The sequence below is a fragment of the Nocardiopsis sp. NPDC006198 genome, from assembly GCF_040613895.1.
Lineage (GTDB): Bacteria > Actinomycetota > Actinomycetes > Streptosporangiales > Streptosporangiaceae > Nocardiopsis > Nocardiopsis tropica.
The window spans coordinates 29,440-44,707 of the sequence record NZ_JBEXSY010000047.1; the positions used below are offsets into that span (position 1 = coordinate 29,440).

Here is a 15,268-nt window from a genome sequence, read left to right on the forward strand (position 1 = left end):
CGAACGCCCCGGGGGCGTCCGACGGCCGCGGAGCGCCTCCCGGGGAGGGTGCGCCGGATGCCGGAGGCGCGGTCGTCCCGGTGGGTCGCTCCTCCACCGGGGCCAGGCCGCACACACCACAGAAGCCGTCCTCGATCCGGCCGTGGCAGCCGGGGGCCGTGCACTTGGTCATCTGCTCACACCACCATCGCTCTCGCCGTCTGACGCGCCCGTGCCCGGTGTGGTTCTGTCCCCGGGCGTTTCGGTTCCGCCGAGTTCGTGGAGCGCCCGGAGGTAGGACGACAGGAAGACCGTGGCGGCGCGCAGGTCGCAGGGGGCCGTCCACAGTTCCGCGTGGGCCCGGGCGTGGAGTTCGGCCAGGCGCTCGTCCTCGGCGAGCCCCAGCCGCGCCGCGCGGGCGCGGAAGGCGTCCAGGCGCCCGCGCAGCTCGGCGCGGCGCTCCATGAGCCCGGCGAGGTCCTCCTCGCGGTCGCGCGCGTCGTCGGCGGCCTCGTGGACGGCGCGCTGGAGTTCTCCCAGCCGCGTGCCGAGTTCGCGCCAGCGCCCCCGGGCGCGCAGGGAGTCCATCTCGCCGATGCCCGCCCGCAGTTCCGGCACCGGGTCCGGGACCTCGACCGCGACGGGCGAGGAGACCTTGGCGACGACCCGGGCGCGGAGCCCGCGGGCGCGTGCGACGGCCTCCTCGACGCCGTCGATGGCGGAGCCGAGCCGCTCGACGCTCTCGGTGTAGGAGTCGCGCATGCGCAGGGCGTCGCGGAGTTCGCCGCGCACGCGCTCCAGGGCCTGGCGCAGGTGGTCGAGGGCGGAGGTGTCGACGCGCCCGTCCCCGACCAGTGAGAGGGGGTCGGTGCGGACCGTGGCGCCCACGGCGGCGAGGTCGGCCCGGAGGGCCTCGTACTCGTCCTCGTCGAGTTCGACCATGTCGGAGAGGGTGCCGATCTCCTGCCACATCGCGTCGAGTTCGCCGAGCCTCGGGTGGAGCACGTCCCAGGCGGTCCCGACCTCCGAGATGACCCCGGTGGCCTCCTCGTAGGCGGCGGACATGCGGGCGACGGCGTCGGCGAGGGTCACCGTCTCCTCGTCGGCGTGGAGCAGTCCCCGCTCGCCGAGGGGCGTGTGCCGTGCGGGGAGCACCACCGAGGGCCCGTTGAGCAGGGCGGTCAGCGCGGCCTGCGCCCCGGGTCCCCCGCCGCCCTCGCGCAACCGGGCGGCCTCGTCCACCACGAGGCGGAAGGCGTCGTAGACCGTCCACAGGGTGTGGACATGCGCGTCGGCGTGCTCCCAGCGCTCCCGGGTCCGGCCCTCGAGGGCCGCGCCCTTGAGGAGCTGGTGTCCGACGTGGGCGTCCAGGTCCGCGAGGTTGAGGGTGATCCGGTCGGCCTCCCCGCGCACGCGGTTGAGCTCGTGGTCGATGCCCTCCCAGCTCATGGGCGGTATACCGGCCCCCGACGCACTCGCCACCTTCCGTACCACTCCCGTCAGTGCGCCCCGGCCCGCGTGTGCCCGAGCGGGAACGGTCGATGTTCCTTTACCTGACACGAGTCTGGCGGGGAGGTCCGCGAACCACAAGAGAGTGCCCGCTTTACGGCCATGAACGGCCACTTCCTCACCCTTTGTGAACCAGACCACCGTGACGTGACAGACACCCTCCCATGCCGGTGCCACCGCTGTCGCCGCCAGCGGCGCCACAGCCGCCGGGGCGGGCCGCCCCGGCGCCCGCGTGCGCGGGCGGAAGCGGGCGCGGGGACGCGGCCGGTCCGGCCCGTCGTCGCCGGGCCCGGGGCCTCAGCGGCGCTCGGCCCGCGCCCCCGGGAGGCGGGGTGCCGTGCCCAGGACGTCCAGCACGAACCGCGCCCGCTCCGCGACCGGGACGCGCGGCAGCTCCACCAGCTCGTAGCCGTGCGCGGGGTAGGCCTCGACCATCGCCCGATGGGTGCGCTCGGCCTCCTCCGGGGACTGGTGGCGCTCGGCGTCGCCGGTGAAGATCTCCGGCCACGGAGGGGCGACGAACACCCGGCGGTGGTAGCGGAACCGCCGGGCCGCCCGGTCGACGTGCGCGGGCACCGGGAGCCCGCGCAGCAGGAAGTAGCCGACCAGGTCGGGGACGCCCCGGTCGCAGAAGACCGTGCCCTCCCACGCGGAGGCCTCGCGGTGCGAGCGCATCTCCCAGGACAGCATCAGCTCGGCGAACAGATCGTCGTCGCGCCAGGCCAGGCCGGGACCGTCGATCTCCCGCTGGTCGCGGATGATCGCCCGTCCGGCCTCTACCGTGCGCGCGTGGCCGAGCGCGGCCAGGTGCTCGATCAGCGCGGTCTTCCCGGAGCCGGGGCCTCCGGTGACGACGACGAGGTGGTCCATGGTTCTCCCTGGGTTGTCGGGCGGCCCCGGAAGGGCCGGATGCGGGGCTCGTGCCCCTCCGTCTCCGGCGCCTCCGGAGGAGCGGTCTCCGGCCCTCCGGGAGGCCCGGGGGCCGGACCACCGTTCGCGTGCGGCGGACCGCGGCGCGAACGGTGTGCGGGGCAGGACGGGGACGGCGTGTGGGACGGGTCCCCGGCGGCGCTGTGCCCGTGGGGACGCGGCGCCGCCGGTCGCGGTCCGGGACGGCGGGGGACCCGGAGGAGGCCGTGGGGCGGGGCCCGGGTTCGGCCGTCCGGGCGCCCTCGGCGCGGCGAGGGGCAGCCCGGCGGACGCGGGCCCGGGACGACCCGCGGAACACGGCCTAGCGGGCCGGGAGCTCCGCCTCGACCAGGTCGGCCGCGTACGCGGTGCCGCTCTCCTGGAGCCGGGCGCTGATGCCGGCCAGCCTCCGGGCGACCTCCGGGTCGGAGGCCAGTTCCAGCAGGGCCGAGCGGAGCGCGGCCGCGTCGGCGTCCGCCGTGTCGATCCTCCGGGCGACGCCGAGTTCCACCAGCCGGTCGGCGTTGTCGAACTGGTCGGTGGCCTGCGGGACCGCGATCATCGGCACCCCGCAGTACAGGCCCTCGTTGGAGCCCCCCATACCCGCGTGGGTGACGAACGCGTCGGCCCGGCGCAGGATGTCCAGCTGCGGCACCCAGGGGTGCGTCTCCACGTTGGCCGGGATCTCCCCCAGCTCCGCGGGGTCGACGAACTTGCCGATCTGGAGGACGACGTGCCAGCCCGGCAGGTCGCCGAAGGCCTTCAGGCACTCGCGGTAGAACCCGGGCAGGTTGGTGAACGCCGACCCCAGGGACACCAGCAGCACCTTCTCCGCGCCCGCCGGGCGCGTCCACCCGCCCTGGTCCGTCCGCGCGCCCAGGCAGGGGCCGACGAAGGTGACCGTGTCGGCGACGGTGTCCGCGTACGGCTGCATCTCGCGCGGGATCAGCGCCAGCGCGCGGTCCGGGCGCCCGGCGAACGAGGCGTGGTCCAGCCCGGTGACGCCGTTCTCCGCCAGCCAGGCGTCGAACCTGGCGAAGTGCTCGGCCGCCCCGGGCAGGGCGCGCAGCATCTCCATGACGGTGGCCCCGTGGTCGGCCCACGCCACGTAGGTGGGTGAGAGCTGCACGCTGGGGATGCCCCAGTTCTCACCGAGCACGCGGGCGGGGTACCCGGCGATGTCGTACAGGAAGAGGTCGGGGCGGTCGTCCTCGTAGGCGGCCCGGACGACGGGGAGCTGGGCCATCCCGTCCTCCAGGAAGACGTCCATCGCCCGGATCGGGTCCTCCGGCCAGTCGGCGTCGGCGACGGGCAGGGTCGTGGCGCAGGGGACGAGTTCGGCGCCGGCGCCGGTGATCAGGTCGGCCATCAGGGGGTCGTTGGCGTAGGTGACGCGGTGGCCGCGGGCCACCAGCTCCCGGATGATCTCCAGGCTGGGCAGGACGTGGCTGACGGCGGGAACGCCGACCATGGCGATGTGGGCGCGACGGGTCATCGCAGTGTCTCCGTATGCAGATGTCGGGTAGGGCTGTGGGGCACCGGGCCCCGGGACCGGGGCGGTGCGCGGCGGCGTCGCTCGACGCGGGCCTCTAGCCGTACATCTGAAGCATGTGCATGGCGTGATGCTATCCGTGGCGCTCTCCCGGCGACAAGCCGTTTTCCCGGGGCCCTCCGGCCGTAGGATCGGGTCCCCGGCCCCGCTCCCGCACCCCTTGGAGGTCCCGTGCCCGCCTCGGTCCCCGGCCCCGCGCCGGTCGCACTCGTCATCTCCCTCCGGGTGCTCCCCGGCCGCCGGGAGGACTTCCTCGCCGGGATCTCCCGCAACGCGTCGGCGGCGGTGCGCGAGGAGCCCGGCTGCCTGCGCTTCGACGTGGTGCAGGACGGCGCCGACCCGGACGTCTTCCGAGTGTACGAGGTGTTCGCCGACCGGGAGGCCCTGCTCGCGCATCGCGGGACCGCGCACTTCCTGGCCTGGCAGAGGAGGAAGGCCGAGGTGGTCGTCCCCGGAAGCCAGGTCGACCACCTCGGGGCGCTCGCGGTCAGCGAGGGCTGAGGCGCCTCACTCCGGGTCCTCCGGCCGCTCCCGGGGCGCGCGGTGGCGTCCTCCGCCGGAGCGCCTGGAGGCGCCCTCGCCGTCCGCCCCCTCCGGGCCGGCGTCGTCCGGCCCGGTCCTCTCGTCCCCGCGGTAGCCGTCGGCGTAGCCGCCCGCGTAGCCGTCGTCGAACGCGGTCAGCCCGGACCCCTCCTCGGCGGGGCGGGGCTCGTCCCGGGCGAGGGGGGCGCCGTCGCCGTCGCCGTCCCGGACGGCGGCGTGCGCCCCGCGGAGCCGGAACCCGGCGACCGCCATCACGACGCCGAAGATGATGGCGTAGACGCCGACCACGAACACGATGGCCTGCGCGCCCTCCAGCGGCCAGAACCACAGGAGGAGGCCGAACACGACGGAGAGCGCGCCGACGAAGATCAGCAGCCACTCCGAGCTGATGTGCGCGCGCAGGCGGATGGCGGTGACGATCTCGGCCACACCGGTGATGACGGCCCACGCACCGATCACGAGCACGACCGCCATGCCGAAGGCGACCGGCCAGATCAGGGCGATCAGGCCCAGCAGGACGCTGACGACCGCCTGGGCGGCGAGGGAGCCCCGGCTGCCGGGCGCGGCGCGGTACGCCGCGTAGCCCAGGGCCGCGCCGTCGACCAGCGCGTAGACACCGAACACGATCGCCAGGGCGACCAGGGTGACCCCGGGCCACACGAGGGCGATCAGTCCGAAGAGCACCGCGGCCGCGCCGCGGAGGACCACAACCCACCAGTTCCGGCTCAGCTCACCGAGCAGGTCACCGGTCAACGCGTACCGGACCATCGTCGCCTCCCCTTCACCAGCACGGCCCGTGCGGGCCACACCCTGCAACTTCCCTCAAGGTCGCACATGGATGACAGACTGTACGCAAAATGCGGGGAAAGGGCGGACTATGTACCGGTAGGGACAGTGCCGCCGCCCCGGCGCGACCGGTACGCGGGTGAACGGAGACGACGGTGCCCGCCCTCGCCTGCGGCGTGGGCGGGCACCGTCGTGCGCCTCGGGCGGGGGCTAGCCCTGGCCCGGGAGGCGTCGCTCGGCGGAGCCGACGTAGTGCTGGCGCGGGCGCGCGATCCGGAAGGCCGGGTCGTGCAGCTGCTCGCGGTAGTGGGCGACCCAGCCGGGCAGACGGCCGATCGCGAACAACACGGTGAACATGTTGGTGGGGAAGCCCATGGTGCGGTAGATGACGCCGGTGTAGAAGTCGACGTTCGGGTAGAGCTTGCGCTCCGTGAAGTAGGAGTCGGCGAGCGCCGCGGCCTCCAGCTTGAGGGCCAGGGAGAACAGCTCGTCCGGGTTCTCGTCCCGGTCGAGGATCTGGCTCGCCAGAACCTTGATCTCCTTGCTGCGCGGGTCGAAGTTCTTGTAGACCCGGTGCCCGAAGCCCATGAGGCGCATCTCGCGCGCCTTGACCTTCTCCAGGAAGTCCTCGATGGAGATGCCCGAGTCGCGGATCTCCTCCAGCATCTCCAGCACGGCCTGGTTGGCGCCGCCGTGGGACGGGCCGGACAGGGCGTTGATGCCGGAGGCGACGCTGGCGTAGATGTCGGCCTGCGAGGAGCCGACCACGCGCACGGTGGCGGTGGAGCAGTTCAGCTCGTGGTCCGCGTGCAGGACGAGCAGCATGCCGACGGCCTTGTTGAACAGGTCGCCGAGCTCGCCGGTGGGGGCCTTGTCCCCGAAGGTCATCCGGATGAAGTTGTCGACGTAGTCGAGCGAGTCGTCCGGGGAGATCGGCGTCTCGCCGATGGAGTTGCGGTAGATGCGGGCCGCGATCGTCGGCAGCTTGGCCAGCAGCCGGATCGTGGCGAGCTCCACCTGGGCGTCGTCGCCCGGGTCCACGCTGTCGTCGTAGTACGCGGCGAGGGTGTTGACGGCACTGGCCATGAGCGCCATCGGGTGGCCGTTGCGGGGCATCGCGTCGATGAACGCGCCCATCTCGGCCGGGATGTCGGCGTTGTCGCGCAGGCCGTCGGAGAACTCCTTCAGCTGGCCGGGCTCGGGGAGCTCGCCGTAGATCACCAGGTAGGCGACCTCCAGGAAGGTCGCGCCCACGGCGAGGTCCTCGATCGGGTATCCGCGGTAGCGCAGGATGCCGGCGGCCCCGTCGATATAGGTGATCTTCGAGCTACACGAAGCGGTGTTGCCGAACCCGGGGTCCAGGGTCGTCATTCCGGTCGACCCCAGCAGGGTCTTCAGCTCGATGGTGCGTTCACCCTCGGTACCGGTGAACACCGGCAGCTTCAGCACGCCGCCCTCGTAGTGGAGCTCCACCGTGCGGTCTTTGTCGTCTTCGCTCATGCCCGAGGTCAACCTTTCCCAGCGGGGGATACGTGAGGTGCGTCAGACGCGGGGCGGTCTGCCGCCACGTTCTTGATTCACTCGTTATTGTTCTGTTTTGTTAAACGACGGTTAAGCAAAATCATATAAGTTTCACCGATTCACGAACAGGTGACATGCAACACATACCCAGACGTGAGAAGAATTACCGCACGGTGAAGATTTACAAACTTTGCCGATTGTCGATTACTCCGTGATCGCCCTGAGACGTCGCAGACGGCACCGGGGGTTCTCCCGGCGTCGTCACCGTCTCCTGTGGTGGTCCCCTGAGCACCCCGCCACCCGCCCGGACCGGCCCCTCGGCGCCCTCTTCACAGAAGTGGACATACCCGTACGAAGCTCAGTGCGGCCAGGTGTTCGAACGCGCCCTAGCGGCCTTCTCTCAGGGTACCTTCGCCCTGATCAAGGGGGTTGACACGGGGTACCCCCTGCTTGGTGATCTTGACCTCTGCCTGCACAACAGCGGTCCCACGGGCACCTCCGGACGCGGCGGGGCGGAGTCCCGATGGGCGTGTGGTGTGCGTGCGGCACGAGAGTTCACACGGGCCCCGGAAGTGGCGGAGCGCTCTCCCCGCACGGCGCCGCCCGGGGCTCGCGCCCTCACCCGGAGCGGTCCCGTGCGCCCCTCCCGGCACACACGGGGGGAGGGACGCGCGGCACGCGTGACGAGGACGGTCCCGCTCCCGGGCGCCGGCGCCGGTCCCGGACGCCGGCGGAGGACGTCACTCGCCCTCGTCGACGCCGCCCGCCAGCAGGGGCTCCATGAGCAGCGAGGGGTGGTCCCGCTCGATGACCCTCAGCCGCCACTTGTTGTGCACCAGCACCAGGAGTTCTCCGTCGGAGCGGCGCCTGAGCACCTCCGCCCCCGACAGGGCGTGCAGGACGGGGGCCGACTCCTCGTCGGTGCGGCGCGCCACCGAGTAGTCCAGCGGCGACGCCTCCACGGGGCTGCGGAACTCCTGGTCCATGCGGTGCTTGACCACGTCGAACTGGAGCGGGCCGACCGCCGCCAGCACGGGCGCCTGCTCGCCGCGCACGTCGGAGGTCAGGACCTGCACCACGCCCTCGGCGTCGAGCTGGGCGATACCCCGCTGGAACTGCTTGTACTTGCCCGCGTCGACCGCGCGCGCCACCACGAAGTGCTCGGGGGCGAAGCTCGGGATCGGCGGGAAGTCGACCTTGGGCCCGTCGTAGAGGGTGTCGCCGACCGCCAGCGCCTGGGCGTTGACCAGGGCGATCACGTCACCGGGATAGGCGGTGTCGATGGTGGAGCGGTCCGAGCCGAACACCGCCTGCGTGTACTTGGTCGCGAAGGGGCGGCCGGTGGAGGCGTGGGTGAGGACCATGCCGCGGTCGAACCGGCCCGAGCTCACCCGCAGGAACGCCATGCGGTCCCGGTGGTTCTTGTCCATGTTGGCCTGCATCTTGAAGACCTGGCCGGAGAAGGGCTGCTCCACCCTGCGCGGCCGGTCCTTGGCGTCGAGCTTGGCCGAGGGGGCCGGGGCCAGCTCGACCACCGTGTCCAGCAGCTGGCCGACGCCGAAGTTGGACAGGGCCGCGCCGAACAGCACTGGGGAGGACTCCCCCGCCATGAACGACTCGGGGTCGAAGTCGGCGCCGAGCGCCTCCAGGAGCTCGATCTCCTCCTGCGCCTGCACCCAGGCGTCCAGCTCGACCTCGGCCGCCCGCTCGGGCTCCAGGACCTCCTCGACGGCCTTGGTGGCGCCGCCGGGCGTGCGGGTCATCTTCGTGTAGACGCCGCTGGTCCGGTCGACGAGGCCGCGGAAGTCCCCCGCGATGCCCACCGGCCAGTTCATCGGGGTGGGGCGCAGCCCGATGCGCTGCTCGATCTCGTCCAGCAGCTCCAGCGGCTCGCGGCCGGGGCGGTCCCACTTGTTGACGAACGTGATCACGGGCATCTTGCGCGCCCGGCACACGTCGAAGAGCTTGAGGGTCTGCGGCTCCAGGCCCTTGGCCGAGTCCAGCAGCATGATCGCGCAGTCCACGGCGGACAGGACGCGGTAGGTGTCCTCGGAGAAGTCGGCGTGGCCCGGGGTGTCGAGCAGGTTCAGGACGCGGCCGTCGTAGTCGATGCGCAGCGCCGCCGAGGTGATGGAGATCCCCCGGTCCTGCTCCATGTCCATCCAGTCGGAGGTGACGCCCTTGCGGTCGCCCTTGCCGTGGACGGCGCCGGCGGAGGAGATGGCCGCCGCGTGCAGGGCCAGGGCCTCGGTGAGGGTCGACTTTCCGGCGTCGGGGTGGGAGATGACCGCGAAGGTCCTCCGGCGCCCCGCCTCGTGGGCGACCTCTGACTCCTGCTTGGTCACGCCCGCCGTGTCCACACTCATTCCCGCTGTCCGCCCCGCCTCGTGTGCTGTCGTCCGACCGGCCCGTGGGCCCTGTCCAGCCTACGCTCGCCGGGGCGTGCGGGCGACAGGAACCCGGCCGCCGCGCCCCCGCCACCGGCGCGGTTCGGTCCCCGGGCCCGCGCGGCACCGGTGTCCGGCCCCTCCGCCGTGCCCGACCGGGCTCAGTCCCCGGGCCCACGTGCGGCGCGCCTGCCGAGGTGGCGCTTCGATCCGGCGGTGGTGGGTCCGAGGACCGTCCCGAGGGGGAGGGGCGTGGGCGCCCGCCGCGTGCGAGGGACGGCCCCGACCTGGTGGGCGTCCTCGTAGACGATCCGGCCGGGGTCGTCGGACTCGCTCCTGCGGTGCTCCACGCCGTGGGCGCGGAGCAGGTCCCGGAGGGCGTCGAGACGGCCGGTGAAGTGCGCGCACCCCTCCGTCTTGAACCAGGTCACCGCGCCGACCGTGTTCCCGTCGGCGTAGAACGGAGGGGTCGGCAGAGCTTCCCGGAACCAGTCGTCGACGTCGAAATAGAGGTCCTCCTCGGCCTCCGACAGCCTCCCGGCCCGGCGCAGGTGGTCGACCGCGACGAAGAGGCCGGCCCCCGCCCCGAGGCGGCCGATGTAGTCCGCGTGGATCCTGAAGTACCGCGCCACCCCGTCAGTGTGCCCCGGGCGCGCGCCGCGGTCCAGGGGCGGCCGGGCCGCCGGGAGGCCGGCGGCCCGGGACGCGGGGCCTCAGGCGCCCCCGGCCCCCTCCACGGCGGCGGTGACACGGCGGATCAGCTCGTCCCGGCCGATGCCGCCGGGGTAGACGGCGACCAGCACGCGCTCCCGCGCGGCCCCCTCCTCGGCGCGCAGCATCGGTTCGGCGGCCCGGCGGACGAACTCCATGGCGGCGTCGAAGCTCGCCCACACCTCGCGCCGGTCCTGCTCCGGGCTGCGCAGCCACGAGCGGAGGACGTGGTTGTGCGCCGAGATGAGCGAGGCGGCGGCCACCCCGGCGGCCAGGGACCGCTCCCCGCCGCCGTCCCCGCCCTCCCTGTCGGCCAGGAAGCGGCTGAACGCCGCCTGGTAGCGGGCGGTCATCGCGACCTCGCGGTCCCGCAGGCGCGGGTGCGCGCGCACCAGCCGGTAGCGCGGCACGGTGATCTCCGGGTCCCCCAGGTACCCCTGGAGCACCAGGCGCGCTGCGGCGAACACCGAGCTCAGCGGGTCGTCGGGGGAGGCCTCCAGGTAGCGGACCACGGTCGAGAACAGCTCGTCGTGCTCGGCGAAGAGGATGTCCTCCTTCGACCCGAAGCGCCGGAACAGGCTGCGGCGGCTCACCCCGGTGGCGGCGGCGATCCCGTCCATCGTGGTGGCGTCGAACCCGTTCTCGGTGAACAACCGCACGGAGGCCAGCACCACCTCGCGGGTGGCCACGCGCCCACCCGACCGTTCCCGCGCCATGGCGCACCCCTTCGACGTACGGAAGCTGCCAAGAAGCTATCCGACTGTGTACTTCGCCCTTTCCACCCCCTATTCTGGCACTGGATGCCACAGAAAGGCACGCGGTGCCGGGAAAGGGAATCGGATGAGTGACTTCGACCTGTTCAAGACCACCGAGGAGCACGAGGAGCTGCGCGCGGCCGTGCGCTCCGTCTCCGAGGACAAGATCGCTCCCCACGCGGCCGAGGTCGACGAGAGGAGCGCCTTCCCGCAGGACGCCCTGGAGGCCCTGGTGGCCACCGACTTCCACGCACCGCACATCGCCGAGCAGTACGACGGCGTCGGCGCCGACGCCCTGGCCACCTGCATCGTCATCGAGGAGGTCGCCCGCGTGTGCGCCTCCTCCTCCCTCATCCCCGCCGTCAACAAGCTCGGCACCATGCCGCTGATCCTGGGCGCCTCCGAGGACGTCAAGCAGCGGTACCTGCCCAAGGTGGCCGGTGGCGAGGCGATGTTCTCCTACGGGCTGTCCGAGCGCGAGGCCGGCTCCGACACCGCGAGCATGCGCAGCCAGGCCGTGGCCGACGGCGACGACTGGATCCTCAACGGCCAGAAGTCCTGGATCACCAACGCCGGCGTCAGCGAGTACTACACGGTCCTCGCCGTGACCGACCCCGAGGGCGCCCGCGGCCGCAACATCTCGGCGTTCGTCCTCCACGCCGACGACGAGGGCTTCACCCTGGGCGAGCCCGAGCGCAAGCTCGGCATCAAGGGCTCCCCCACCCGCGAGCTGTTCTTCGACAGTGTGCGCATCCCCGGCGACCGCATCGTCGGCGCCCCGGGCGAGGGCCTCAAGATCGCCCTGCGCACCCTGGACCACACCCGCGTCACCATCGGCGCGCAGGCCGTCGGCATCGCCCAGGGCGCCCTGGACCACGCCGTGGCCTACGTCAAGGAGCGCAAGCAGTTCGGCAAGGCGATCGCGGACTTCCAGGGCATCCAGTTCATGCTCGCCGACATGGCGATGAAGCTGGAGACCGCCCGGCAGATGGTCTACGTGGCCGCCGCCAAGTCCGAGCGCGGCGACGACGACCTGGCCTTCTACGGCGCCGCCGCCAAGTGCTACGCCTCCGACGCCGCCATGGAGATCACCACCGACGCGGTGCAGCTGCTCGGCGGCGCGGGCTACGTCAAGGACTTCCCGCTGGAGCGCATGATGCGCGACGCCAAGATCACCCAGATCTACGAGGGCACCAACCAGATCCAGCGCATGGTGATGGCCCGCCAGCTCCTCAAGAAGTATTAGCCGCACGCACGGACGCCCGCCCTACCCAGGGCGGGCGTCCGCGTCCGGTACCGAAAACCGGTCAGGGCGCCTTGACCTTGGGCACCCCGCCCTTGCGGCCGATGGAGAAGGCGATCCGGTACACGTCGGGCAGGTCGAGCCGCCCGTCCTTGCGCCTGCGCATGACACCGAGTTCGATTAGTTCGCCGATCAGCTCCGGATAGGCGTCAGGGTTGCGCGGGCCGGTGCGGACTTCCTCGACGTTGCCACGCCGGGCCTCCCGCTCCAACTTCTGCGACAGCTCCGAGGTCTCCCAGCGCCTGATCACCTCGGACTGTTCGATGGGGACCTGCTCGCCTTTCAGCTGTTCGATCGCGGTTTTGACCCAGGGGAGGTCCTCACCGATCTCCAGGACCCGAGTCCCCGAAGCGTGCTGCACTCCCCGCCGGATGCCCTCGAAGTGCACGGCGTGATCGTGGTTCGTGTGGTCGCTCAGGGTCACGTTCACCGCGGTGCGAAGCGCGCTGAGGAAACTGCGCGGGCTCACCTGCTCTGTACCGTCCATCAAGTGGTTCGGAAGCCAGGTGTAGGTGTGTCCCTTACGGAAGTTCGCCCCCATGTAGGGTCCGGCGATCCTGGTGAACTCCTCCTTCTGGATCCCGGGGTCCACGAGAAGCCCGGTCGGCGGCAGGTGACGGTCGGCCGTCTCGTTGCGCCATCCTTCACGCTGGGCCCGAAACTCGGCTGACCGCTCCACCGAACCGCGGTTCCCGAGGTAGTGGAAGAACAGGCCGTAGAGATTGGTCGTCGACCACGTCAGATCGGCCGCGTTGGCGCTGAGCTTCGAGGCGTCGGGAAACTGCTTGCCGCCGCTCTCGAACATGTCCGGGCGGATGAATACCTTGAAGCGCAGGTTCCTGGTGCTCAGACGCATTTCGAGTGCCAGCCTCAACAGGCCGCTCACGAGTCGATCCGCCTGGGCACGCTCTCTGTGCAGGTGCTCCAAAGCGTCGAAGAGCACCAGGCGGGTCACCCCGTCGGCCCCGGCTTCCCGATCCGCCCGGGCGACAGCGAAGTCACGGGCGTCCGGGTTGTCTCGTGTCCAACGCACGCGCTCCTCCCATTTCGTGATCGCGAGAAGCTCAGGCACACCTAGGGCGACCAGGAGCACGCTGTTCCATAGGTCGGCCGGATGGGTACCCGATTCCAGGAGCTTGTGCATCGAGGCCGAGCCCGGATAGAGCTCTGGTCTCGAATCCGCCCCGAATCCGGCAGTGGCGGACACCCTGGTCAGACGGCCGATCTGGTACTCCTCGGCCGCGATCAGACGGAGCTTGCGTTTGAGCAGGGAGTGGAACCAGAACGTCTTGCCGACACCGCGCCCGCCCCGGACCACAGTTACCTCGGGGTCAAGCGCGAGGCGGTGGCTGGTCGGCGTGAAGAGGGTGTGGGGGCTCGGCCCCTCCGTATCGGCATCCGTGGCGCCGGGCAGCGACTCGTCCAACAGAGCGCGCAAATCGATAGGGCTCATTCCTCGGCTCATGGCGTGTCCTCGTTCATGACGAGTCGGCCCGCGACGTGCAGGAACTCCTCGTAGGCCGCGTGGACGAAGGGCTGCTCACACCAGCCGGGTGTCCGTGCGCTGTCAAGCCCGACCAGGTCGGCGGTAAAAAGGATGGGGATAGGAGCATGGGGTGCGGACTCGTCCTCCAGGTCCGGATTGAACGCCTCCAAGTCCGGGGTGAACGCTTCGCCCTCGCGTCTAGCGGGCACGTCGTCGTAGAGCAGGGAAAAGGCCTGCATCGCGTGGTCCCTGAAGGATTCCAGGTACTCACCGCGCCTGTTGGCCGGGACCATGGAGGCGACGACCCTGAGTTTCTCCCTGATCTTCTGCGCCTGCCCAGACTCCTGCCATTCCTGGAACAGGTCCTCGTAACCCCGCCAGGTCTGTCCGTTGTCCGAGCCGAAGAGCAGGGCGTAGTCACACAACCGTGAGATCGCCACTGCCGCGATGTCGTGGATGCCCGCCCTGCTGTCGAGCAGGACGACGTCCGGCCGCCTGCTGAGTTTCGCCACCCGCCTCTCACAGGCTGCAACTGCCTCTTCGAGGCGGTCGGCGAAGCTCAGGGGATCCTCCCCCGCTCTGGGAACATCGGCGTAGACCCGGTTGAGTTTGTCCACATAGGAGTAAGGGACGGCTTGAGGACCCCTGAATCCGCCTCCTCGTGCAGGAGCCACCCAGAGTTCCCCGTTGCCCTCCACGGACAGGTGCGAGGCCCGGGCCACGAGATCCAGGTCGTCGGCGTTACCGACCGCAGCCTCCACGAGATGGTCCACCACACCGAAGGCCGGGATGTGGTCCTCGTCCAACAGCAGCGGCCCTGCCCCGGGGGATTCGAGGTCTAGGTCAACGATGAGCACACAGCGCCCCTGCCCCGCGAGGTGCCTGCCGAGCAGATAGGTCGCGGTGGACCGCCCCACACCGCCTTTGAAGCCGTACAGGGTCGTACGCGATGTACGGGCCGCCTCTGTCCCCGGCTCGGACGGGGACGCGGTGACCCTGGACCATTCCTCACCCACGACTGTGTTGTCCAAGCGGTAGACTTTCGCGCTACCACTGTCAGGGGACTCCTGAGCGACGACTCTGCGTGAAGACGCCAGCAGGGACTTGGGGTGGAAGAGGTCACTGCCCAGCAGGAGGGGTTCGTCGGACGCGTAGCCACCCAAGCGCTCCCGAAGCTGTGTCCGCCAACGTTCCAGGATTTCTGCTCCCACGGGCCTATTGCCGTTGTCCAAGAGCAGCGTGAACCGTCCTACGAAGTCGCGAACTACTACAACTGAAAAGCCAGCTTCAGCGACGGACCTGGCTACCTCCCTGGCTCGGGGACCGGCGTCGTCGAAGTGGACTTCACGGAGGTTCACCGAAGTCCTCCGGCGATGAAGGCCCACTGGTGGAGTTCGAGGATGCGCTGGGCTGCCCGCCTCCGCTCTGCCAACGTCCCCTCCTCCAACTGCGGTTCCCCAAGATAGCGATGGTCCACACGATAATCCCGGAACGGGTTGGTTCCACCAAGAGCGGAGGCGAGTCGAGTTGCTGACCGGCCTCTGGCCTCGATCTTGGTCCGATCCCACATGCCTGGCATATGACCCAACTTGTCCTTGCGGATGGCTGGCTTGTTGTTGGCCATCGTTGCTCCGAGATACATGAGCAGCAGACTCTTGAGGACGCACTCCACGACGAAACCGTAGTGATAGTCGGCATTGGGCAGCCGACCGTGGGTTCGGAGAAGCTCCGCATCATCGTGATGGCGCCGAGCGGCTGCCGCGAACTCTCTTGCTTCTCTTGTCACGGACACACCGGGATCCTATCGACGTATCGCGATACTCGACT

Annotated in this window: 13 protein-coding genes; 2 read left to right on the forward strand and 11 right to left on the reverse strand. The window is 70.8% G+C overall.

What is annotated here, in order from left to right; genetic code table 11:
* Positions 1-168 precede the first annotated feature (168 nt).
* The 3 genes from ABZ234_RS25135 to ABZ234_RS25145 form a co-directional block, all read right to left on the reverse strand.
* The gene (locus ABZ234_RS25135) at positions 169-1,428 is read right to left on the reverse strand and encodes a hypothetical protein (protein ID WP_355013675.1); all 1,260 of its coding nucleotides are present in this window, start codon (positions 1,426-1,428) and stop codon (positions 169-171) included.
* Between the two features lie 357 nt (positions 1,429-1,785).
* Positions 1,786-2,358, reverse strand: coding sequence for an AAA family ATPase (locus ABZ234_RS25140; RefSeq protein WP_355013676.1), 573 nt, complete (start codon positions 2,356-2,358; stop codon positions 1,786-1,788).
* 361 nt (positions 2,359-2,719) lie between these two features.
* Entirely contained in the window at positions 2,720-3,892 is a 1,173-nt protein-coding gene (locus ABZ234_RS25145) for a macrolide family glycosyltransferase (RefSeq protein WP_355013677.1), read from the reverse strand.
* Between the two features lie 228 nt (positions 3,893-4,120).
* Between ABZ234_RS25145 and ABZ234_RS25150 the strand changes: the two genes are divergently transcribed.
* A complete protein-coding gene (locus tag ABZ234_RS25150) occupies positions 4,121-4,450 on the forward strand; it encodes a putative quinol monooxygenase (protein WP_355013678.1) in 330 nt (109 codons plus the stop codon).
* A 6-nt stretch (positions 4,451-4,456) separates the two neighbouring features.
* Here the strand turns inward: ABZ234_RS25150 and ABZ234_RS25155 are convergent, their stop codons facing one another.
* The 5 genes from ABZ234_RS25155 to ABZ234_RS25175 all read right to left on the reverse strand — a co-directional run bounded on the left by ABZ234_RS25155 (position 4,457) and on the right by ABZ234_RS25175 (position 10,613).
* Positions 4,457-5,260, reverse strand: a complete 804-nt coding sequence (locus ABZ234_RS25155) for a DUF308 domain-containing protein (protein ID WP_267946972.1) — start codon at positions 5,258-5,260, stop codon at positions 4,457-4,459.
* Between the two features lie 228 nt (positions 5,261-5,488).
* Positions 5,489-6,778: a citrate synthase gene (locus tag ABZ234_RS25160; RefSeq protein ID WP_267946973.1), complete on the reverse strand. Its 1,290-nt coding sequence runs from the start codon at positions 6,776-6,778 to the stop codon at positions 5,489-5,491.
* Between the two features lie 761 nt (positions 6,779-7,539).
* On the reverse strand, positions 7,540-9,165 hold the full coding sequence (locus tag ABZ234_RS25165) for a peptide chain release factor 3 (RefSeq protein ID WP_267946974.1): 1,626 nt from the start codon (positions 9,163-9,165) through the stop codon (positions 7,540-7,542).
* 182 nt (positions 9,166-9,347) lie between these two features.
* Positions 9,348-9,818, reverse strand: coding sequence for a hypothetical protein (locus ABZ234_RS25170; protein WP_355013679.1), 471 nt, complete (start codon positions 9,816-9,818; stop codon positions 9,348-9,350).
* Positions 9,819-9,899: 81 nt separating this feature from the next.
* Entirely contained in the window at positions 9,900-10,613 is a 714-nt protein-coding gene (locus tag ABZ234_RS25175) for a TetR/AcrR family transcriptional regulator (RefSeq protein WP_267946976.1), read from the reverse strand.
* Between the two features lie 124 nt (positions 10,614-10,737).
* Between ABZ234_RS25175 and ABZ234_RS25180 the strand changes: the two genes are divergently transcribed.
* Positions 10,738-11,898, forward strand: coding sequence for an acyl-CoA dehydrogenase family protein (locus ABZ234_RS25180; RefSeq protein WP_355013680.1), 1,161 nt, complete (start codon positions 10,738-10,740; stop codon positions 11,896-11,898).
* Between the two features lie 61 nt (positions 11,899-11,959).
* On the opposite strand, the gene ABZ234_RS25185 is transcribed toward ABZ234_RS25180, so the two are convergent.
* Genes ABZ234_RS25185 through ABZ234_RS25195 form a run of 3 tightly spaced genes read right to left on the reverse strand, consistent with a single transcriptional unit; the run spans position 11,960 to position 15,233 of the window.
* Positions 11,960-13,408: a hypothetical protein gene (locus ABZ234_RS25185; RefSeq protein ID WP_355013681.1), complete on the reverse strand. Its 1,449-nt coding sequence runs from the start codon at positions 13,406-13,408 to the stop codon at positions 11,960-11,962.
* An 8-nt stretch (positions 13,409-13,416) separates the two neighbouring features.
* On the reverse strand, positions 13,417-14,799 hold the full coding sequence (locus tag ABZ234_RS25190) for a hypothetical protein (protein ID WP_355013682.1): 1,383 nt from the start codon (positions 14,797-14,799) through the stop codon (positions 13,417-13,419).
* Positions 14,796-15,233 carry a hypothetical protein gene (locus ABZ234_RS25195; protein WP_355013683.1) on the reverse strand — a complete coding sequence of 146 codons (438 nt, stop codon included), beginning with the start codon at positions 15,231-15,233 and terminating at the stop codon, positions 14,796-14,798. The genes ABZ234_RS25190 and ABZ234_RS25195 overlap by 4 nt, the downstream gene beginning before the upstream one ends.
* Between the last annotated feature and the right edge of the window lie 35 nt (positions 15,234-15,268).

What these genes read in the sequence shown, in the direction of transcription:
- ABZ234_RS25135 (WP_355013675.1), bottom strand. Translation starts at nt 1,428, where the DNA reads ATGAGCTGGGAGGGCATCGACCACGAGCTCAACCGCGTGCGCGGGGAG.
- ABZ234_RS25175 (WP_267946976.1), bottom strand. Translation starts at nt 10,613, where the DNA reads ATGGCGCGGGAACGGTCGGGTGGGCGCGTGGCCACCCGCGAGGTGGTG.
- ABZ234_RS25155 (WP_267946972.1), bottom strand. Translation starts at nt 5,260, where the DNA reads ATGGTCCGGTACGCGTTGACCGGTGACCTGCTCGGTGAGCTGAGCCGG.
- ABZ234_RS25140 (WP_355013676.1), bottom strand. Translation starts at nt 2,358, where the DNA reads ATGGACCACCTCGTCGTCGTCACCGGAGGCCCCGGCTCCGGGAAGACC.
- ABZ234_RS25185 (WP_355013681.1), bottom strand. Translation starts at nt 13,408, where the DNA reads ATGAGCCCTATCGATTTGCGCGCTCTGTTGGACGAGTCGCTGCCCGGC.
- ABZ234_RS25160 (WP_267946973.1), bottom strand. Translation starts at nt 6,778, where the DNA reads ATGAGCGAAGACGACAAAGACCGCACGGTGGAGCTCCACTACGAGGGC.
- ABZ234_RS25165 (WP_267946974.1), bottom strand. Translation starts at nt 9,165, where the DNA reads ATGAGTGTGGACACGGCGGGCGTGACCAAGCAGGAGTCAGAGGTCGCC.
- ABZ234_RS25180 (WP_355013680.1), top strand. Translation starts at nt 10,738, where the DNA reads ATGAGTGACTTCGACCTGTTCAAGACCACCGAGGAGCACGAGGAGCTG.
- ABZ234_RS25145 (WP_355013677.1), bottom strand. Translation starts at nt 3,892, where the DNA reads ATGACCCGTCGCGCCCACATCGCCATGGTCGGCGTTCCCGCCGTCAGC.